This window comes from Pseudomonas sp. GL_090, assembly GCF_057837765.1.
Genome location: NZ_CM174452.1, coordinates 1,503,538 through 1,521,755 on the forward strand (window position 1 = coordinate 1,503,538; position 18,218 = coordinate 1,521,755).

The 18,218-nt window shown below is 59.8% G+C and carries 19 protein-coding genes; 13 read left to right on the forward strand and 6 right to left on the reverse strand.

What is annotated here, in order from left to right; genetic code table 11:
* Window positions 1-261 precede the first annotated feature (261 nt).
* Both AC3ITA_RS06680 and AC3ITA_RS06685 read left to right on the forward strand, forming a co-directional pair.
* On the forward strand, window positions 262-933 hold the full coding sequence (locus AC3ITA_RS06680) for a response regulator (RefSeq protein WP_007979804.1): 672 nt from the start codon (window positions 262-264) through the stop codon (window positions 931-933).
* The gene (locus AC3ITA_RS06685; protein WP_095945107.1) at window positions 926-2,314 is read left to right on the forward strand and encodes a sensor histidine kinase; all 1,389 of its coding nucleotides are present in this window, start codon (window positions 926-928) and stop codon (window positions 2,312-2,314) included. Before AC3ITA_RS06680 ends, AC3ITA_RS06685 begins: the two co-directional genes overlap by 8 nt.
* Window positions 2,315-2,427: 113 nt before the next feature.
* Here AC3ITA_RS06685 and AC3ITA_RS06690 read toward each other — a convergent pair whose 3' ends face one another.
* Both AC3ITA_RS06690 and ygfZ read right to left on the reverse strand, forming a co-directional pair.
* Window positions 2,428-3,249, reverse strand: coding sequence for an HDOD domain-containing protein (locus AC3ITA_RS06690; protein ID WP_095945106.1), 822 nt, complete (start codon window positions 3,247-3,249; stop codon window positions 2,428-2,430).
* Between the two features lie 34 nt (window positions 3,250-3,283).
* On the reverse strand, window positions 3,284-4,225 hold the full coding sequence (gene ygfZ, locus AC3ITA_RS06695; protein ID WP_489279810.1) for a CAF17-like 4Fe-4S cluster assembly/insertion protein YgfZ: 942 nt from the start codon (window positions 4,223-4,225) through the stop codon (window positions 3,284-3,286).
* A gap of 149 nt (window positions 4,226-4,374) precedes the next feature.
* Between ygfZ and AC3ITA_RS06700 the strand changes: the two genes are divergently transcribed.
* Both AC3ITA_RS06700 and AC3ITA_RS06705 read left to right on the forward strand, forming a co-directional pair.
* Window positions 4,375-4,629, forward strand: a complete 255-nt coding sequence (locus AC3ITA_RS06700; RefSeq protein ID WP_007979797.1) for an FAD assembly factor SdhE — start codon at window positions 4,375-4,377, stop codon at window positions 4,627-4,629.
* Window positions 4,613-5,065, forward strand: coding sequence for a protein YgfX (locus AC3ITA_RS06705; RefSeq protein ID WP_414929214.1), 453 nt, complete (start codon window positions 4,613-4,615; stop codon window positions 5,063-5,065). The genes AC3ITA_RS06700 and AC3ITA_RS06705 overlap by 17 nt, the downstream gene beginning before the upstream one ends.
* Here the strand turns inward: AC3ITA_RS06705 and nadB are convergent.
* Window positions 5,034-6,650 carry an L-aspartate oxidase gene (gene nadB, locus AC3ITA_RS06710; protein WP_095945103.1) on the reverse strand — a complete coding sequence of 539 codons (1,617 nt, stop codon included), beginning with the start codon at window positions 6,648-6,650 and terminating at the stop codon, window positions 5,034-5,036. The genes AC3ITA_RS06705 and nadB overlap by 32 nt on opposite strands.
* Window positions 6,651-7,202: 552 nt before the next feature.
* Here nadB and rpoE point away from each other — a divergent pair.
* From rpoE to AC3ITA_RS06730, 4 genes are all read left to right on the forward strand, one after another.
* On the forward strand, window positions 7,203-7,784 hold the full coding sequence (rpoE, locus tag AC3ITA_RS06715) for an RNA polymerase sigma factor RpoE/AlgU (RefSeq protein WP_003172477.1): 582 nt from the start codon (window positions 7,203-7,205) through the stop codon (window positions 7,782-7,784).
* A gap of 31 nt (window positions 7,785-7,815) precedes the next feature.
* A complete protein-coding gene (locus tag AC3ITA_RS06720; RefSeq protein WP_150673079.1) occupies window positions 7,816-8,403 on the forward strand; it encodes a sigma-E factor negative regulatory protein in 588 nt (195 codons plus the stop codon).
* Between the two features lie 8 nt (window positions 8,404-8,411).
* Complete coding sequence (locus AC3ITA_RS06725; RefSeq protein ID WP_095945101.1) at window positions 8,412-9,371, forward strand: MucB/RseB C-terminal domain-containing protein; 960 nt, start codon at window positions 8,412-8,414, stop codon at window positions 9,369-9,371.
* Between the two features lie 178 nt (window positions 9,372-9,549).
* Entirely contained in the window at window positions 9,550-10,974 is a 1,425-nt protein-coding gene (locus AC3ITA_RS06730; protein WP_095945100.1) for a DegQ family serine endoprotease, read from the forward strand.
* A gap of 74 nt (window positions 10,975-11,048) precedes the next feature.
* Here the strand turns inward: AC3ITA_RS06730 and AC3ITA_RS06735 are convergent, their stop codons facing one another.
* Window positions 11,049-12,482, reverse strand: coding sequence for a M48 family metalloprotease (locus AC3ITA_RS06735; protein ID WP_095945099.1), 1,434 nt, complete (start codon window positions 12,480-12,482; stop codon window positions 11,049-11,051).
* Window positions 12,483-12,580: 98 nt separating this feature from the next.
* On the opposite strand from AC3ITA_RS06735, the gene AC3ITA_RS06740 reads away from it, so the two are divergent.
* The gene (locus tag AC3ITA_RS06740; RefSeq protein ID WP_007996208.1) at window positions 12,581-12,820 is read left to right on the forward strand and encodes a sulfurtransferase TusA family protein; all 240 of its coding nucleotides are present in this window, start codon (window positions 12,581-12,583) and stop codon (window positions 12,818-12,820) included.
* Between the two features lie 31 nt (window positions 12,821-12,851).
* Window positions 12,852-13,922 (forward strand): AI-2E family transporter, encoded by a 1,071-nt coding sequence (locus AC3ITA_RS06745; protein ID WP_095945098.1) that lies wholly within the window; start codon window positions 12,852-12,854, stop codon window positions 13,920-13,922.
* A gap of 131 nt (window positions 13,923-14,053) precedes the next feature.
* Here the strand turns inward: AC3ITA_RS06745 and AC3ITA_RS06750 are convergent, their stop codons facing one another.
* Together AC3ITA_RS06750 and AC3ITA_RS06755 are read right to left on the reverse strand one after the other, a co-directional pair.
* Window positions 14,054-14,527 carry a peroxiredoxin gene (locus tag AC3ITA_RS06750; RefSeq protein ID WP_095945097.1) on the reverse strand — a complete coding sequence of 158 codons (474 nt, stop codon included), beginning with the start codon at window positions 14,525-14,527 and terminating at the stop codon, window positions 14,054-14,056.
* A gap of 10 nt (window positions 14,528-14,537) precedes the next feature.
* The gene (locus AC3ITA_RS06755) at window positions 14,538-15,098 is read right to left on the reverse strand and encodes a glycine cleavage system transcriptional repressor (RefSeq protein ID WP_007979776.1); all 561 of its coding nucleotides are present in this window, start codon (window positions 15,096-15,098) and stop codon (window positions 14,538-14,540) included.
* A 328-nt stretch (window positions 15,099-15,426) separates the two neighbouring features.
* On the opposite strand from AC3ITA_RS06755, the gene dapA reads away from it, so the two are divergent.
* Genes dapA through AC3ITA_RS06770 form a run of 3 tightly spaced genes read left to right on the forward strand, consistent with a single transcriptional unit; the run spans window position 15,427 to window position 18,201 of the window.
* The gene (dapA, locus tag AC3ITA_RS06760) at window positions 15,427-16,305 is read left to right on the forward strand and encodes a 4-hydroxy-tetrahydrodipicolinate synthase (RefSeq protein ID WP_150673078.1); all 879 of its coding nucleotides are present in this window, start codon (window positions 15,427-15,429) and stop codon (window positions 16,303-16,305) included.
* 17 nt (window positions 16,306-16,322) lie between these two features.
* Entirely contained in the window at window positions 16,323-17,438 is a 1,116-nt protein-coding gene (gene bamC, locus AC3ITA_RS06765) for an NlpB/DapX family lipoprotein (RefSeq protein ID WP_489279813.1), read from the forward strand.
* Window positions 17,439-17,442: 4 nt separating this feature from the next.
* A complete protein-coding gene (locus AC3ITA_RS06770; protein ID WP_489279815.1) occupies window positions 17,443-18,201 on the forward strand; it encodes an MBL fold metallo-hydrolase in 759 nt (252 codons plus the stop codon).
* Window positions 18,202-18,218: the final 17 nt, after the last annotated feature.

An 18,218-nucleotide genomic window follows, 5' to 3' on the forward strand; every position in this document is an offset into this window, starting at 1 on the left:
CATGGTGCAATACCTCGTTTATTGTTTTTATTGGCGAAAACGCTTCGAGGCGTTTTTCGGTAGTTACATGTCAAAGCACGCTTTCAAACTACGATTCGATGGTTGGCAGTCGAAACCATCCGTGGGCCGACTCTAACGTCCCAACCTTTCGCTAACCTTTCAGCGGGCTTTCACGATTTTTCGGGCTTCACAGCGATGGATGCCGCTGTAAACTCCGCGCCAAAGAATGGCGTCGACCATCCCTGAATGAGGTAAAGATCCATGCGTGTCCTGCTCGTCGAAGACCATTTGCAGCTCGCCGAAAGTGTCGCTCAGGCGCTCAAGAGCACCGGGCTGACCGTGGACGTTCTGCACGATGGCGTGGCAGCCGACCTGGCGCTGGGCAGCGAGGAGTACGCCATGGCGATCCTCGACGTCGGCTTGCCGCGCATGGATGGATTCGAAGTGCTGGCGCGTTTGCGGGCGCGGGGCAAGAACCTGCCGGTGTTGATGCTGACCGCCCGAAGCGACGTCAAGGACCGGGTCCACGGTTTGAACCTCGGCGCCGATGACTACCTGGCCAAGCCGTTCGAACTGACCGAGCTCGAAGCCCGGGTCAAAGCCTTGTTGCGCCGCAGTGTGCTGGGCGGTGAGCGCATTCAGCGTTGCGGTGTGCTGGCCTATGACCTGGAAACCCGGCGTTTTACCCTTGGCGAAGAATTGCTGACCCTGACCTCCCGCGAACAGGCCGTACTCGAAGCCCTGATCGCGCGCCCCGGTCGGGTGATGAGCAAGGAGCAACTGGCGTCGCAAGTGTTCGGTCTTGATGAGGAAGCCAGCCCCGATGCGATCGAAATCTACGTGCACCGCCTGCGCAAGAAACTCGATGGCCAGCCGGTCGCCATCGTGACCTTCCGCGGCCTCGGTTACTTGCTGGAAAGCCGCGATGCATAAGCCCAGCAGCTTGCGCTGGCGGTTGCTGTGGAACCTGGCGCTGTTGCTGGTGGTGTTGATGCTGGCCAGTGGTTTGAGCGCCTACTGGAACGGTCGTGAAGCGGCCGACACGGCCTATGACCGGACCCTGCTGGCCTCGGCGCGAACCATCGCCGCCGGCGTCTCCCAACGCGACGGCACCCTGAGTGCCGACGTGCCCTACGTGGCCCTCGATACGTTTGCCTACGACAGTGCCGGGCGAATTTTCTACCTGGTCAACGACATCAATCAGAAGCTGATTTCCGGATACGAAAACCTGCCGGCGCCACCGCCGGGAACACCGCGCACCGATGACTATCCGGCGCTGGCACGCTTCTACAACGCCCAGTATCGCGGGCAGAACGTGCGCGTGGTAAGCCTGCTCAAACCCGTGAGCGAGCCGAACATGAACGGCATGGCGGAAATTCGCGTGGCGGAAACCGATGAAGCGCGTGTCAGCATGGCCCGTAGTCTGGCGGCCGACACCTTGTTGCGCTTGGGCATGCTGGCAATCGGTGCGCTGATGCTGGTGTGGTTTGCGGTGAGTGCCGCGTTACGTCCGCTTGAGCGTCTGCGCACGGCGGTGGAAGAGCGCCAGCCGGACGATCTGCGCCCCTTGCCGTTGGTGGAAGTGCAGCGCGAATTATGGCCACTGGTGCGCGCGCTCAATCACTTTACCGAGCGCTTGCGCGGCCAGTTCGAGAAGCAGGCGCAATTCATCGCCGATGCTGCCCACGAACTGCGCACGCCGCTGGCGGCGCTCAAGGCGCGCCTGGAACTGGGCATGCGCTCAGCCGAGCCCGAAACCTGGCGCAGCACGCTGGAAACCGCCGCCCAGGGCACTGATCGCTTGACCCATCTGGCCAATCAGTTGCTTTCCCTGGCACGGGTCGAAAACGGTGCCCGGGCGATTGCCGAGGGCGGCGCGCAGTTACTCGACCTGAGTCAATTGGCTCGGGAACTGGGCATGGCCATGGCGCCGTTGGCCCACAAGCGTGGCATCGCGCTGGCGCTGGAGGCGGATGAACCGGTCTGGCTGCGGGGCGAGCCGACGCTATTGAACGAACTGCTGAGCAATCTGGTGGATAACGCGCTGGCCCACACGCCGCCGGGTGGCAACGTGATTCTGCGGGTCTCGGCGCCCGCCGTGCTGGAAGTCGAAGATGATGGTCCCGGCATACCGCTTGAAGAGCGGGATCGGGTATTCGAGCGTTTTTACCGACGCAATCAGCAAGTGGCCGGTTCCGGATTGGGTCTGGCGATTGTCGGTGAGATCTGCCGCGCGCATCTGGCGCAGATCAGCCTGCACGATGGTGAGCACGCGGGGTTGAAGGTGCGGGTGAGTTTTATTGCGGGGGAGTGATGGGGCTTGTTCTGGCCCCATCGCGAGCAGGCTCGCTCCCACATTGGATCTATGCAGAACTACAAATCCCTGTGGGAGCGAGCCTGCTCGCGATGGGGGCGACGCGGTCTTGATCAGTAAAACATCGAGCGTGTTTCTTCCAGGTCAGCACACATCGCCTTATCGTCCGGATCGATCCCGAGTTTGACGAAAGCAGGCACGCTGAAGGCATCGATGCGCGAGATTGGATGGTCAGTGTCTTTGTGGCAATACAGGCTGGCCACCTGCACCAGATCCACATAGTCGACCTGCGCAGACTGACGTTTGAAGTTCAGGTATAGCTGTGGAACTTGCACCAGCATGTCGGGAAATTCCCAGACCTTGAGCAGTTTTTCGCCGATCAGCGGATGAATCCGGTCGATCACATGATTGAGGCTGACCGGGTCGGACAGCAGCTCATAGTGATCTTCGGCGTAGGTCAGGATCGGCAGAACGCCGATCTGGTGCACCAGCCCGCCAAGGGCCGCCTGATCGGGCTTGAGTCGGGTGTAGCGGCGGCACAAGGCGTAGCTGACGCCGGCAATTTCCAGGCTTTTGCGCCAGACATCGCGCATCTTCTGTTCCACCACCTCGGAGCGGGCATGGAAAATCTGCTCCATGACCAGGCCGATCGCCAGGTTACAGCTGTAGTTGATGCCCAGGCGGGTGATCGCGGTATGCAGGTCGGTCACTTCCTGGGCCGCGCGCAACAGCGGGCTGTTGACCACTTTGATCAGGCGTGCCGACAGCGCGGTATCACGGCCGATCACTTTGCTCAGGGTGCTGACGCTGACTTCCGGGTTTTCCGCGGCTTTGCGAATCTGCAGGGCCACTTCCGGTAACGTTGGCAGAACCAGGTCATCGTTATTGATGGCCTCAACCAAATCCTGTTGGACCTTTTCCGCCAGCTCGCTCATTTAGTCTCTCTAGGTGTTGCGTCAAATACTGCCGTTATTGCTGGATTTCGCGGTCGCGGTCCAGTTCATAAGGCAGGTCGAGCAGCTTCAAGGACGGCCCTTCGAGCGCGCCCAGGTGGATGTCTCCACTTTCTGCTGCTTCGGCTTGCAACACAGCCAGGAGTTCAATGTTCTGTCCGGCGCGGGCAGCCAGCACCACTTCGCCGATGGAGCTGCCGTGGGTCGGGGAAAACAGCGGGGTACCCGGTTCAGGCAGTTCGCCAGCAGCCAGTTGCAGGCGGTACAGGCGGCGCTTGAGTTTGCCCAGGTACTGCATCCGCGCGACGATTTCCTGCCCGGTGTAGCAACCTTTCTTGAAACTCACGCCACCGACCGCTTGCAGGTTGAGCATCTGCGGGATGAACAACTCGCGGGTGCCGGGCATGACCTGGCCGATCCCTGCGCGGACCTGACCCAGCAGCCATTGATTCAGATCGCCTTCGCTCAGTACCGCTGAAAGCTTGCCTTTGACCGCATCGGCTTGACCGGCGGCGACCCACAGTTCGGTGCGTTCCGGCGAGACACGGATAGCAATCAGCCCATCGTTGCGCACGACGCTGTCGGTTTCCGCCGGCAGGTCCAGGCCGAGGCTGACCAGTGCGGCGTCGCCATGGTCAACGCCGAAGCGGAGCCAGGCGGAGCTTTCGTCGGTCAGTTTCGACTTGGAAAACACCGCGTATTTTTTCAGGTCTGCCAGTTGCGGTTCGAGCAATTCGCTGGCCATGGCCAGGACCACGCCGTCCCCTTCGAGCAGGATGCGGAAGCTCGACTGCATCCGGCCTTTTTGCGTGCAGCGCGCACCGAGGCTGGCCCGGGAGTCGCTCAGGTAATTGAGGTTGCAGGTCAGTTGGCCTTGCAGGAATTTGCTGGCGTCCGCGCCGCGGACCGCGAGAACACCTTCATGAGAAAGGGTGCAGAAAAAAGCAGAATCGGCCATGGGTCATCGCAGGGTAAAAAGTCTGGTGGACATCATAAGGGCGCGCCTTCGAAATGGGTAGTTAACAAAGGCTCGACGGTGGCCGACCAAAGCCGACTGTTCGATGGGGCGCGGGCCTGTATACTTGCGGCCTATTTGAGGAGCGCTCCATGGTCGAAGATGTTGAACTGAACCGCCTCTTTTGGCACAGCCGCCGCGGCATGCTTGAGCTTGACGTGCTGCTGGTACCGTTCACGAAAGAGGTTTACGCAACGCTCAACGAAGTGGATCGCGCGTTGTACGTCCGACTGCTGACGTGTGAGGATCAGGACATGTTCGGCTGGTTCATGGAACGCAGCGAATCGGAAGATCCCGAGCTGCAACGCATGGTCCGCATGATCCTGGATCGTGTCCAGCCCAAATAACGGGTTCGAATGCCGCTGGCATGCCTCACGGCAGTTGCTGGCGGCGTATCTTCTGGCCCAGCTGTTCGCGTTGGGTTCGTTGTTTTTACTGTCAATTCCACTCTGGGCCAGTTTGCTCGGTGTTTTTGGCTGTCTGCTGCATGGCTTTTGGGTGCTGCCGCGTCAGATTTTACTGACGCACCCACAGGCATTCCGCGGCTTGCGTCGCGATGCGGATGGCTGGCAGTTGTGGAATCAATCGAAGGGTTGGCAGCCCGTGCAACTGCGCCCGGACAGCCTGGCGCTGCCATTGGTGGTGGTATTGCGTTTTCGGCTGCGTGGCGAGCGCCGGGTCCGGGCCATTTGCGTGCCCCGGGATGCGCAGGCGGCGGATGTGCACCGACGCCTGCGGGTCCGGCTCAAATTCAGCCGACGTAGGTGGGCGGCACCAGAATAGTGTCCAGCGCGACCGGCAACATGTCCGGGTAGTCGAGGGTGTAATGCAGGCCGCGGCTTTCCTTGCGCTCCATGGCTGACAGAATCATCAGCTCGGCCACCTGGGCCAGGTTGCGCAGCTCGATCAAGTCACGGCTGACCTTGTAGTTGCTGTAGAACTCGTCGATTTCATCCAGCAACAGTTGCACGCGGTGTTGCGCACGTTGCAGACGCTTGTTGGTGCGCACGATGCCAACGTAGTCCCACATGAATCGCCGCAGTTCATCCCAGTTGTGCGCAATGATCACGTCTTCATCGGAATCGGTGACCTGGCTCGCATCCCAGACGGGAAGGGGGGCCGGCATCGGCACCCGGGGCAGTTGTTCAATAATGTCCGCCGCCGCCGAACGGGCGTAGACGAAACATTCCAGCAGCGAGTTGCTGGCCATGCGGTTGGCGCCGTGCAGGCCGGTGAAACTGGTTTCGCCAATGGCGTACAGCCCAGGCACATCGGTACGGCCCTGTTGATCGACCATCACGCCGCCGCAGGTGTAGTGCGCCGCCGGGACAACCGGAATCGGTTGTTTGGTGATGTCGATGGAAAACTCCAGGCAGCGTTCGTACACCGTCGGGAAGTGCGACTTGATGAAGGCTTCGGGCTTGTGGCTGATGTCCAGGTAGACACAATCGACACCCAGTCGCTTCATTTCATGGTCGATGGCCCGGGCGACGATGTCCCGTGGCGCCAACTCGGCCCGTGGGTCGAAGCGCGGCATGAAGCGCTCGCCGTTGGGCAGCTTCAGGTGCGCACCTTCGCCTCGCAGGGCTTCGGTGACCAGGAAACTCTTGGCTTGCGGGTGATACAGGCAAGTAGGGTGGAACTGGTTGAATTCCAGGTTCGCCACCCGGCAGCCCGAGCGCCAGGCCATGGCAATGCCATCGCCGCAGGCACCGTCAGGGTTGCTGGTGTAGAGGTAAACCTTGGCCGCACCACCGGAGGCGAGGATCACAAAGCGGGCGCCGTAGGTGTCGACTTCGCCGGTGCCGCGATTGAGCACATAGGCGCCGAGGCAGCGATCACCTTCGAGTCCCAGGCGTTTCTCGGTGATCAGGTCGACCGCCACCCGCTGCTCCAGCAGTTCGATGTTCGGCCGTTTCCGGGCCTGGTCGAGCAGGGTGGTGAAAATGGCCGCGCCGGTGGCATCGGCGGCATGGATGATGCGCCGATGGCTGTGGCCGCCCTCGCGGGTGAGGTGGAACTCGAACCCGCCGTCTTCGTTACCCGACTGTTCATCGCGGGTAAAGGGCACGCCCTGGTCGATCAGCCATTGAATCGCTTCCTTGCTGTGCTCGACGGTAAAGCGCACGGCCTCCTCATGGCACAGGCCGCCGCCGGCATTGAGGGTGTCATCGACATGGGATTCAACGGTGTCGGTGTCGTCCAGCACGGCCGCAACGCCGCCCTGGGCCCAGAAAGTCGAGCCATTGGCGAGGTTGCCCTTGCTCAGAACGGCAATGCGCAAATGACCGGGCAAGGTCAGCGCAAGGCTCAAGCCGGCAGCGCCGCTGCCAATTACCAGAACATCGTGTTGAAACTGTTGGCTCATTTCAGGATTCCGCTCAAAGCGACCCGGGTCGGGGTTGGCGCAGCTGGACTGTCGAGTCAGTGCAGCCGCACAGCCCACTAGTATATAGAGGGGGGGAGCGGCACAATACCCGAGCGTTCATGGCATTGTGAAACTACCGTGACCCAAAACACCGGACGCTTCGTCGGATGTTTTTCTGCCCGTTGGGCGCGAGAATGACTGTATCGCCGATTTAACAGTCTTTTTCCCTTCACGGTTGCACAATGTCGGGTTGGCACGACTATAAATATTTGGAACTTTTGCCAAAGGGCCAAGATCAATAGACGGTTGCCTGAAACAAGGGACAGTGTCGGTTTCAGCGCGGGATTGCAGTTCGATCCTTGCTGAAGAATCCGATGACAAGATTATCCGCGCAGCCGGGTCAACTCGTGCTGCGCTTTTCGTGCGTGCCAAATCAGAGCCCGCAGGAAACTTGCCTGGAGGGGGAGAACTTTTGCGAAAAGCACGAGTCTATGTTTGCAAGTCTGGTGGTTTACTTCTGCAAGCCTCCTCCGAGCTCATCGAGGAGTGTTCATGCTAACCCAGGAAGAGGATCAGCAACTGGTCGAACGCGTTCAGCGCGGCGACAAGCGTGCTTTCGATCTGCTAGTGCTGAAATACCAGCACAAAATTCTCGGGTTGATCGTGCGTTTCGTGCACGACACCCATGAAGCCCAGGATGTGGCACAAGAAGCCTTTATCAAGGCATACCGTGCACTTGGAAATTTTCGCGGAGACAGCGCGTTTTATACGTGGCTTTACCGCATCGCCATCAACACGGCGAAAAACTATCTGGTTTCACGCGGCCGTCGGCCGCCGGATAGCGATGTCAGTTCCGAGGATGCAGAGTTCTACGATGGCGATCATGGCCTCAAGGATCTCGAGTCGCCAGAGCGGGCCTTGCTGCGGGATGAGATCGAAGGCACCGTCCATCGAACCATTCAGCAACTGCCGGAAGATTTGCGTACGGCTTTAACTTTACGTGAGTTTGATGGTCTGAGTTACGAGGACATTGCGAGTGTCATGCAATGTCCGGTAGGCACCGTGCGCTCCCGGATCTTCCGCGCCCGGGAGGCCATCGACAAAGCCCTGCAGCCGTTGTTGCAGGAAAACTAAAGACAGCGGCGACAGCCAAGAGAGGAACGCCATGAGTCGTGAAGCCCTGCAGGAATCGCTGTCCGCAGTGATGGATAACGAAGCGGACGAATTGGAATTGCGTCGGGTATTGAATGCCTGCGACGATGTTGAAACCCGTGATACCTGGGCTCGTTATCAGATCGCTCGGGCAGTGATGCACAAGGATCTGCTGCTTCCACGCCTGGATATCGCCGCGGCTGTTTCTGCTGCCCTGGCTGACGAAGCCGTACCGGCAAAAGCCTCCCGTGGTCCATGGCGCAGCCTGGGTCGTCTGGCGGTCGCAGCTTCCGTGACCCTGGCGGTGCTGGCCGGTGTGCGTCTGTACAACCAGGATGAGATCGCCGGCGTCGAATTGGCCCAGCAATCCACTCAACCCGCGTTGGCCGCTCCTCAAGTAAAAGGCCCAGCCGTTCTGGCAGGCTACAATGAGAGTTCGGATGCTACCGGCCCAATGGCCAACGGCGTATTGCAAGGTCAGCCAGGCTGGCACGATCAGCGTCTGCCAGGTTACTTGCGCCAACACGCACAACAGGCTGCACTGAAAGGCACTGAGAGCGCTCTGCCGTACGCTCGTGCCGCAAGCCTGGAAAACCGTTAAGGAGGATCATGCGCGCCATACCTCTACTTTCGCTTCTGCTCAGCGGCTGGTTCATCGTTCCAGCCCAAGCCGATGAAGCCCAGGACTGGTTGACCCGCCTGGGCCAGGCAGAGCAACAGCAAAGCTTTCAGGGTACTTTCGTCTACGAGCGTAACGGTAGTTTTTCTACCCATAACATCTGGCACCACGTCCAGGATGGAAAGGTCCGAGAGCGATTGATCCAGCTCGACGGTTCCGCTCAGGAAGTCGTGCGCATTGATGGGCAAACCCAATGCGTCAGCGGCACACTGATAGCCGGGCTTGGGGACTCCCCGAACTCCGCTGCCCGTGCACTCGATCCTCAAAAGCTCAAGAATTGGTATGACCTCGCCGTCATCGGCAAGTCGCGTGTCGCCGGGCGTCCGGCGGTGATCGTATCGCTGAAACCCCGCGATCAGCACCGCTACGGCTTTGAACTGCATCTGGACAAAGAGACCGGCCTGCCTCTGAAGTCCTTGCTGCTGGACGACAAGGGGCGGTTGTTGGAGCGCTTCCAGTTCACACAACTGGATACCGCTGACGTTCCTTCCGAAAAAGACCTGCAGGCCAGTAATGATTGCAAGCCGGTCAACCTCGAGAGTGACAAGGCTTCTGCCGCCAAGTCTGCCCAGGTCTGGCGTTCCGACTGGTTGCCGCCCGGCTTCGAGCTGACCAGCAGCACCGCTCGCAAGGATCCGCAGACCAAGACCCAGGTCAACAGCCTGATGTATGACGATGGCCTGACGCGCTTTTCGGTATTCCTCGAGCCGTTGAATGGCGAAACAGTCACCGACACCCGTACTCAGTTGGGGCCGACCGTTGCGGTTTCCCGGCGCCTGGCCACGGCACAGGGCGACATGATGGTGACGGTCGTCGGCGAGATACCGGTCGGTACTGCTGAACGGATAGCGCTTTCGATGCGCACCGACACCGCTGCAACCAAGCAGTGAGCTGAATTCGAAATGTTTCGTGAGCATTTCAATTTGCAAAAATCCCGTAAATTTCTTATAGGTCAGAGCCCCTCGGCTCTGGCCTTGTTTGTTGTTCCCGGAACAAAAATACCGGCGTATCGTTCCCGGTGTTCCTTGCTCCATATCGCTTAACCATGCTCGTCGTAACGGGAGCCGTATGTCGATACCTCGCTTGAAGTCCTACCTCTCCATTATTGCCACCGTGCTGGTGCTCGGTCAGGCGGTCACCGCCCAAGCGGTCGAATTGCCTGACTTTACGCAACTGGTCGAACAGGCCTCGCCTGCGGTCGTGAACATCAGTACCACTCAAAAGCTGCCAGACCGCAAAGTCAGCGAGCAAATGCCCGACCTCGAAGGCTTGCCGCCGATGCTGCGCGAATTCTTCGAACGGGGCATGCCGCCACAATCACGCTCACCTCGTGACCGTCAGCGCGAGGCAACGTCCCTGGGCTCGGGTTTCATCATCTCTTCCGATGGCTATATCCTGACCAACAACCACGTGATCGCCGATGCTGACGAAATCCTCGTCCGCCTGGCCGATCGCAGCGAAATGAAAGCCAAGCTGATCGGTACCGATCCACGTTCCGACGTGGCGCTGCTGAAAATCGAAGGCAAGGATCTGCCAGTGCTGAAGCTCGGTAAATCCCAGGACCTGAAGGCAGGCCAATGGGTTGTCGCGATCGGCTCGCCATTCGGTTTTGACCACACGGTGACCCAAGGTATCGTCAGTGCCGTCGGTCGCAGCCTGCCGAACGAAAACTATGTGCCGTTCATCCAGACCGACGTGCCGATCAACCCGGGTAACTCCGGTGGCCCGCTGTTCAACCTGAACGGTGAGGTGGTCGGGATCAACTCGCAGATCTATACCCGCTCCGGTGGCTTCATGGGCGTGTCGTTTGCAATCCCGATCGACGTGGCCATGGATGTTTCCAATCAGCTGAAATCCGGTGGCAAGGTCAGCCGTGGCTGGCTGGGCGTCGTGATTCAGGAAGTGAGCAAGGATCTGGCCGAGTCGTTCGGTCTGGAGAAACCGGCCGGTGCGCTGGTGGCCCAAATCCAGGATGATGGCCCGGCTGCCAAGGGTGGTCTGCAAGTGGGGGACGTGATCCTGAGCATGAACGGTCAGCCGATCGTCATGTCGGCCGACCTGCCGCACCTTGTTGGCGCGTTGAAGGCTGGTGCAAAAGCCAATCTGGAAGTGATTCGTGAAGGCAAGCGCAAGAATGTCGAGCTGACCGTCGGTGCAATTCCGGAAGAAGGCAAGGAGATGGGCGCCGAGCCAAAATCCAGCATCGAGCGCAGCAGCAATCGCCTCGGTGTTTCCGTGGTCGAGCTGACTGACGAGCAGAAGAAAACATACGACCTCAAAGGTGGTGTGCTGATCAAGGAAGTGCAGGACGGTCCTGCCGCGCTGATCGGCTTGCAGCCGGGTGATGTGATCACCCATCTGAACAACCAGGCCATCGGTTCCACCAAGGAGTTCGCGGACATCGCCAAGGCGCTGCCAAAGAACCGCTCGGTGTCGATGCGGGTACTGCGTCAGGGGCGTGCGAGCTTCATCACCTTCAAACTGGCTGAATAATCCGGTTGTTGGTTGAATAAAAAACCGCCTCGAAAGAGGCGGTTTTTTTGTCTGGACTGTTTGTCTTCGGGGCGTTAGCCCATCATGTCCTTGATCATGCGCTCCTGTTCCATCAACTCGCGTTGCCGTGCGTCGATCCGCGAAGACAGCGGGAAGTTGCTGCCAGCCCTGCGTTTGGCGAAGTCCAGTTGCTGAATGGCCTGTTTGTAGTCGCCGACCAGCGCAAAGTATTCGGCGCGAGCCTGGTGCAGGCCGATGATATTGCCCGACAGGCCGCGCGTCTCGGCAACCTGATACCAAACGTCCGGATCATCCGGGCGCGACTTGAGCAGGCCTTCGAGGGCTTTCTCCGCATCCGCAGTACGGTTCTGCTTGAGCAGCAGGTCGACTCGCATCTGGTTCAGCGGGTAGTTGCCAGAGTATTGGCCCATCAACCGGTCAACCCGGGACTGGGCATCCGCCAGGCGATTGTTGGTGATATCCAGATCGACCTGAGCCAGGTTGTAGATGATTTCATTGGGTGACTTGGCCAGCAACTGCTTGAGGTTTTCCCGTGCTTCGTTCAATTGGCCGCCCTTGATCTGGGCGATCGCCAGGCCGTAGCGAGCCACGTCGTTTTTCGGGTTCTCGTCGAGCTGTGCGCGAAAGCGCTTGGCGCCAAGCCCCGGGGTTTCTTCATAGATCAGCTGTACGCGTGCGCGGATCAGTTGGTAGCGCATGCTGTCTTCGATACCGCCCGTTGGAAACTGTTCGGCGCGGTTGCGGGTGTCGGCGATACGCGACTCGGTGACCGGGTGAGTCAGCAGAAATTCCGGTGGCTTGGCATCGTAGCGGTACTGACGCCCCAGGCGCTCGAACATGCTGGGCATCGAGCGGGGGTCGTAACCGGCCTTTTCCAGATTGAGGAGGCCGATACGGTCGGCCTCCTGCTCGTTCTGGCGGGAGAATCGCCGCTGTTCCTGGATGGCTGCGGCCTGTGTGCCGGCAATGGCTGCAATCCCGGCGTCACCGCCACCTGCGGCTGCCAACACGATACCCGCCAGCAATGCAGCCATCATGGGTACTTGCATGCGTTGCTGCGCTTCGACGCCTCGGGCAAAGTGGCGTTGCGACAAGTGAGCCAATTCGTGCGCCAATACTGAAGCGTATTCGCCTTCGGTCTGGGCGTAGAGGAACAAACCACCGTTCACCCCGACGATCCCGCCGGGTGCCGCAAAGGCGTTGAGCTGCGGGCTGTTGATCAGGATGAATTCCAGGCGCCGGTCAGTGACCTGGCTGGTCTCGACCAGTCGGTAAACGCTGGATTCCACGTAATTCTTGAGTTGCGGATCGTTGAGCTGCGAAACCTGACTGCGCAACATGGCCAGCCAGGCGCGGCCGAGCTGGTATTCCTGTTGCGGTGAGACAATGGCAGAACTGGCGTCGCCGAGTGACGGCAGGTCGTCGGCGAAGCCCGGTGAGGCGAGCAGGCAAGCGAGCGTCAGCAGGGTAGGGCGCAAAAATGTCATGCACAAAGCCTTAGTCGACAAAGACCTTACTGTAGCCGGACACCGGCGTTGCGACCAGATATTCTAGGCAACTCAACCACCTGACCCGGAGTGATGCAATGACCGACGCTGTAGAGCATGACGTTGAACTGGACGCCAGTGGCCTGAATTGTCCGTTGCCGTTGCTCAAGGCCAAGATGGAGCTCAACCGGCTGGCCAGTGGTGCGGTACTCAAGGTCATCGCCACCGATGCGGGTTCGCAGCGCGACTTTCGCACCTTTGCCCGATTGGCCGGTCATACCCTGCTTCGTGAAGAAGATGACGCGGGTGTTTACCGCTACTGGTTGAAAAAAGCCTGAAATCGGCTGCGTTTGCTCCTAAGGATTATTGATGTTCAAAGTGTTACGCGACTGGATTCAGCGCTATTTTTCCGATGAAGAAGCGGTGGTGCTGGCTGTCCTGCTGTTTCTGGCATTTACCGTCGTACTGACCCTGGGCGGTATGCTGGCGCCGGTACTCGCCGGCATGGTGCTGGCGTACCTGATGCAGGGGCTGGTGGTGGCCCTTGAGCGCCTGCGCGTGCCGGGTTGGGCAGCGGTGGGGCTGGTCTTTGCGTTGTTCATGGGGTTGTTGCTGGTATTCATCGTGGTGGTCGTGCCGTTGCTGTGGCACCAACTGATCACGTTGTTCAACGAGTTGCCCGGCATGCTTGCCAAGTGGCAGTCGCTATTGCTGTTGCTGCCCGAGCGCTATCCGCACCTGGTATCCGACGAACAAGTGCTGCGGGCCATCGAAGTGGCGCGGGGCGAAATCGGCAAGTTTGGCCAGTGGGCACTGACGTTCTCGCTGTCGAGCCTGCCATTGCTGGTGAACATCATGATCTACCTGGTACTGGTGCCGATCCTGGTGTTTTTCTTCCTCAAGGATCGGGCCATGATCGGCCAGTGGGTGCGCGGGTACCTGCCCCGTGAGCGGGCGTTGATCACCCGGGTCGCCCATGAAATGAACCGGCAGATCGCCAATTACATTCGCGGCAAGGTCATCGAAATCTTCATTTGCGGTGGCGTGACCTACATCGCCTTCGTTGTCCTTGAGCTCAACTACGCGGCGCTGCTGGCACTGCTGGTGGGGATTTCGGTGGTGGTGCCTTATGTCGGCGCCGTAGTGGTGACCGTGCCCGTGTTTCTGATTGCGTTGTTCCAGTGGGGCTGGAGCGATCAGTTCATCTACTTGATGGCGGTCTACGGGATCATTCAGACGCTGGATGGCAACGTGCTGGTGCCATTGCTGTTCTCGGAGGCGGTGAATCTGCACCCGGTGGCGATCATCTGCGCGGTGCTGCTGTTTGGCGGGTTGTGGGGGTTCTGGGGGGTGTTCTTCGCGATTCCCCTGGCGACGCTGTTCAAGGCCGTGCTGGATGCGTGGCCGCGAAAGGAACCGGTGGTATCGCCGCTGCTTTAAATCTTCAGTGAGGCTGATGGGCCTCTTCGCGAGCAGGCTCGCTCCTACATCAGATCGCGTCAGTCAAAACAACTCGGTCAGCTGTAGGAGCGAGCCTGCTCGCGATAGCGTCGGAACAGGTCTCGAAGAAATCAGGCTTTGTTGAGGGCCTGAGCGGCAGCCAATACCGCATCAACATGCCCCGGCACCTTCACACCACGCCATTCCTGACGCAGCACGCCGTTGGCATCGATCAGGAACGTGCTGCGATCCACGCCCATGTATTCCTTGCCATAGAGCTTTTTCAGCTTGATCACGTCGAACAGCTGGCAGATGGCTTCGTCCTTGTCGCTGATCAGCTCAAAGGGGAATTCCTGTTTGCACTTGAAGTTCTCGTGGGATTTCAGGCTGTCGCGAGACACGCCGAACACTTCGGTATTGGCGGTCTTGAATGCAGCGTATTGATCACGAAAACCCTGCCCCTCGGTCGTGCAGCCTGGGGTGCTGTCCTTGGGGTAGAAGTAGATCACTACTTGCTTGCCCTTCAGGCCCGCTAGGCTGACGGTCTGCCCGCTCGTGGCGGGGGCTTCGAAATCGGCGACCGGTTGGTCGATGGCAACGGCCATGAAAGCTTCCTTACATTGGGTTCTGTGGGCGCCAGGGTTCGATCAGGGCATCGAGGTTCAGCGCGTCGGCAAAATCCAGGAACTGATCGCGCAGCCAGCTGATTTGCACGCCGGCCGGCAAGGTCACGGTAAACGTGGCGTTGAGCATGGTGCCGCCGGTCTGCGGAGCCTGATAAGTGTCACAGGTCAGGTTTTCCAGCTCGACATTGTGGTCCATGAAGAACTGGCACAGCTCGTTGATGATGTCCGAGCGGTAGGCCGAGCTGACATAGGCGACGTACGGCAGGGCCTGGGGGCGGTTTTCCAGGGCCGCGCTGCGCACCACGTTGACCGTGAACGCATGCCGCTTGGCCAATACTGGCAGGCTGCCTTCCAGGCGCGCCAGGGCATCCCAGCTACCGGAGATTTCCAGCACCAGGGCACTGCATTCGCCATGGCGGGTCAGGCGAGAGGTGACAACGGCGCAGCGGTTTTCATGGCTGGCGCGGCACAGGACGTTGGTCAGCTCCATGGGGTTGGCGCCGAGGGCACTGATAACAAGGAATTGTTCGCGAACTGTGGGGGTGGACATGCAGCATTCCTAAAGCGATGAGCGGTCGGTACGTCCAGAGGGCGTTTTGCCGGGAGCGAGCCTGCGGATGCGAATTCAGAAAACCCCAAGCGGCAGGTTGCAACGTGCTCCGGCAGGGCGGGAGCGAGAGGCGGCAACGCTGGATCAGGGCTTGTGATGCCGAAAATGGAGGCTGAAACCCGACGCACGAGCTTGTCTGTACCGATCAAAGTCTGAAGGGTAGCGAAAACCGGCGCCAAGGGGAATGGCGGCAGCACAGTACTTCGCTTGTGCAAGCATCTTGGCGCCAGTACCATTACGGCTCTCTTTTTCCGGCAGGAGCGGTTTCATGATTGCGGGCAGTATGGTGGCACTGGTCACACCCATGGATGCACAGGGGCGTCTTGACTGGGACAGCCTCAGCAAACTCGTGGACTTCCACCTTGAAAACGGCACCCATGCCATTGTCGCCGTCGGCACCACCGGCGAATCGGCAACCCTCGACGTCAACGAGCACATCGAAGTCATCCGTGCCGTGGTCAAGCAGGTCAATGGTCGCATTCCGGTGATCGCCGGTACCGGCGCCAATTCGACCCGCGAAGCGGTCGAATTGACCCGAAATGCCAAGGAAGCCGGCGCCGATGCCTGCCTGCTGGTCGTGCCGTACTATAACAAGCCGACCCAGGAAGGCCTGTACCTGCACTTCAAGCACATCGCCGAATCGGTCGACATCCCGCAGATTCTCTATAACGTTCCCGGCCGCACCTCCTGCGACATGCAGGCCGAAACCGTGATCCGCCTGTCCACCGTGCCGAACATCATCGGTATCAAGGAAGCGACTGGCGACCTCAAGCGCGCCAAGGCCATCCTCGACGGCGTAAGCAAGGACTTCGTCGTCCTTTCCGGCGATGATCCGACCGCGGTCGAGCTGATCCTGATGGGCGGCAAGGGCAACATCTCCGTCACCGCCAACGTCGCGCCGCGTGAAATGGCCGATCTGTGCGAGGCCGCTCTCAAGGGCGATGCCGAGACTGCACGGGCAATCAACGAAAAACTGATGCCGCTGCACAAGGACCTGTTCATCGAAGCCAACCCGATTCCGGTGAAGTGGGCTTTGGTTGAAATGGGCCTGATGCACGAAGGCATTCGCCTGCCGTTGACCTGGCTGAGCACACCTTGTCACGAAACGCTGCGCACGGCCCTGCGCCAGTGCGGTGTCCTGGTTTAATTGAGGAAGTACAACGCATGAAGCGAATGGCCGGACTTTCCGCACTTGCCTTGATTATCTCCAGCACCAGTGGCTGTGGATGGGTCTGGGGCCCGGAAGGTTATTTCCGTGACCGTGGTAGCGATTACCTGGAAGCGCAACAGACTGCACCGATGCAAATACCGCAGGATATCCATACCGCCAAGCGTCTGGATCCGCTGTTGCCGATCCCGCGTAACGTGGCCGATGACACCGCCAAGGGCGAATACATCGTTCCTCGCCCGCAGCCACTGACGGCGGCTGCGGACGCCAGCCCCTATTCTCTGCAGAAGAGCGGCGGCTCCAGCTCCATCCTGGCGCAGAATCCACCGGCTGAAATCTGGCCAGTGGCCGTCCAGTTCTTCCAGGACAATGGTTTCCGTCTGGATGAACAGCGTCCGCAAACCGGTGAATTCACCACGACCTGGCAGCATTCCGATGAGCTGTCCGCAGCCATGGCCAAGCGCCTGAGCGCGGCTGGCGTCAGCACGGACAGCGAAACCCGCGTGCGGGTGCGCATCGAGCCGGGCGTGCAGCGCAACACCAGTGAAGTCTATGTGGTCAGCGCCGAGCGTCCTGCCGGCAGCACCGCCGATGTGGCCTTCACCAACCGTTCGGTCAACACTGGCCTGGACGCGGCACTGGTCGACGATATGCTCGCGAGCATGAGCCGTATCTCCGAGAAGGGCGGTTCGGTCTCCATGCTGGCTTCCCGTGATTTCGACGCGCCTAGCCGTGTCAGCCTGAGTGAAGACGGCAGCGGCAACCCTGTGCTGAACGTCGGCACCGACCTGGATCGTGCCTGGTCGAGCGTCGGTCGCGCGCTGGAACAAGGCGAATGGCGTGTTGAAGACATCAACCGTAGCCTGGGCCTGTACTACATCAACCTGGCCGAAAAAGCCGAGAGCAAAGACGACAAACCAGGCTTCTTCAGCAGCCTGTTCGGCAGCGCGCCGAGCAAGGAAGAGCTTGAGGTCCGCGCCGAGCGTTATCAGGTTCGCCTGAGCAAGGTTGGCGAGAACGTCCAGGTCACCGTCGAGAAAAACATCAACACCGTGGCGCCAGCAGACGTGGCGCGTAAAGTGTTGAGCAAGATTCAGGACAACCTGGGCTGATCGCATGCGTTTTGCCGTTCTCGGCAGCGGTAGCCAAGGGAACGGCACGCTGATAGCCAGCGCTGATACGTATGTATTGGTGGATTGTGGGTTTTCCCTGCGGGAAACCGAAAAACGCCTGCTGCGCCTGGGTGTGCACCCTGCGCAGCTGAGCGCGATACTCGTGACCCACGAACATGCCGACCACGTGCATGGCGTGGGTTTGCTGTCTCGGCGCTACAATCTGCCTGTCTACCTCAGTCGCGGGACCTTGCGCGGGATGCGCAAACCGATTGAACCCGCAGGCTTTCTGGCCGGCGGCGAGCAGCTGCAAATCGGCGACTTGAGCATCGGTGTCATTGCCGTGGCCCACGATGCACAGGAGCCGACACAATATGTTTTCAGTGACGGTTTGCGGCGCTTCGGCCTGTTGACCGACCTGGGTTCCTATTGTGACAAGGTGCTGGACGGCTATCGGGACCTCGATGCGTTGATGATCGAGTCCAATCACTGCCGTGACATGCTGGCTCGCGGTCACTACCCGTACTTTCTCAAGCAGCGGGTGGGCGGTGAACTGGGACATTTGAATAACCACCAGGCGGCATTCCTGGTGGCCGAGCTGGGCTGGAAAGACCTGCAACACCTGGTCCTGGCCCATCTGAGCAGCAAGAACAACCTGCCGCGGCTGGCCCGGCAATGTTTTGTCGACACCCTCGGGTGCGACCCGGACTGGCTGCAACTGGCCGATCAAGATTCAGGGCTCGACTGGCGCCACATCGCCTAGCCCATCTACTTAGCAAG

Coding starts and splice junctions, on each gene's coding strand:
- AC3ITA_RS06680 (WP_007979804.1), top strand. CDS start 262: ATGCGTGTCCTGCTCGTCGAAGACCATTTGCAGCTCGCCGAAAGTGTC.
- AC3ITA_RS06685 (WP_095945107.1), top strand. CDS start 926: ATGCATAAGCCCAGCAGCTTGCGCTGGCGGTTGCTGTGGAACCTGGCG.
- AC3ITA_RS06690 (WP_095945106.1), bottom strand. CDS start 3,249: ATGAGCGAGCTGGCGGAAAAGGTCCAACAGGATTTGGTTGAGGCCATC.
- ygfZ (WP_489279810.1), bottom strand. CDS start 4,225: ATGGCCGATTCTGCTTTTTTCTGCACCCTTTCTCATGAAGGTGTTCTC.
- AC3ITA_RS06700 (WP_007979797.1), top strand. CDS start 4,375: ATGGTCGAAGATGTTGAACTGAACCGCCTCTTTTGGCACAGCCGCCGC.
- nadB (WP_095945103.1), bottom strand. CDS start 6,650: ATGAGCCAACAGTTTCAACACGATGTTCTGGTAATTGGCAGCGGCGCT.
- rpoE (WP_003172477.1), top strand. CDS start 7,203: ATGCTAACCCAGGAAGAGGATCAGCAACTGGTCGAACGCGTTCAGCGC.
- AC3ITA_RS06720 (WP_150673079.1), top strand. CDS start 7,816: ATGAGTCGTGAAGCCCTGCAGGAATCGCTGTCCGCAGTGATGGATAAC.
- AC3ITA_RS06725 (WP_095945101.1), top strand. CDS start 8,412: ATGCGCGCCATACCTCTACTTTCGCTTCTGCTCAGCGGCTGGTTCATC.
- AC3ITA_RS06730 (WP_095945100.1), top strand. CDS start 9,550: ATGTCGATACCTCGCTTGAAGTCCTACCTCTCCATTATTGCCACCGTG.
- AC3ITA_RS06735 (WP_095945099.1), bottom strand. CDS start 12,482: ATGACATTTTTGCGCCCTACCCTGCTGACGCTCGCTTGCCTGCTCGCC.
- AC3ITA_RS06740 (WP_007996208.1), top strand. CDS start 12,581: ATGACCGACGCTGTAGAGCATGACGTTGAACTGGACGCCAGTGGCCTG.
- AC3ITA_RS06745 (WP_095945098.1), top strand. CDS start 12,852: ATGTTCAAAGTGTTACGCGACTGGATTCAGCGCTATTTTTCCGATGAA.
- AC3ITA_RS06750 (WP_095945097.1), bottom strand. CDS start 14,527: ATGGCCGTTGCCATCGACCAACCGGTCGCCGATTTCGAAGCCCCCGCC.
- AC3ITA_RS06755 (WP_007979776.1), bottom strand. CDS start 15,098: ATGTCCACCCCCACAGTTCGCGAACAATTCCTTGTTATCAGTGCCCTC.
- dapA (WP_150673078.1), top strand. CDS start 15,427: ATGATTGCGGGCAGTATGGTGGCACTGGTCACACCCATGGATGCACAG.
- bamC (WP_489279813.1), top strand. CDS start 16,323: ATGAAGCGAATGGCCGGACTTTCCGCACTTGCCTTGATTATCTCCAGC.
- AC3ITA_RS06770 (WP_489279815.1), top strand. CDS start 17,443: ATGCGTTTTGCCGTTCTCGGCAGCGGTAGCCAAGGGAACGGCACGCTG.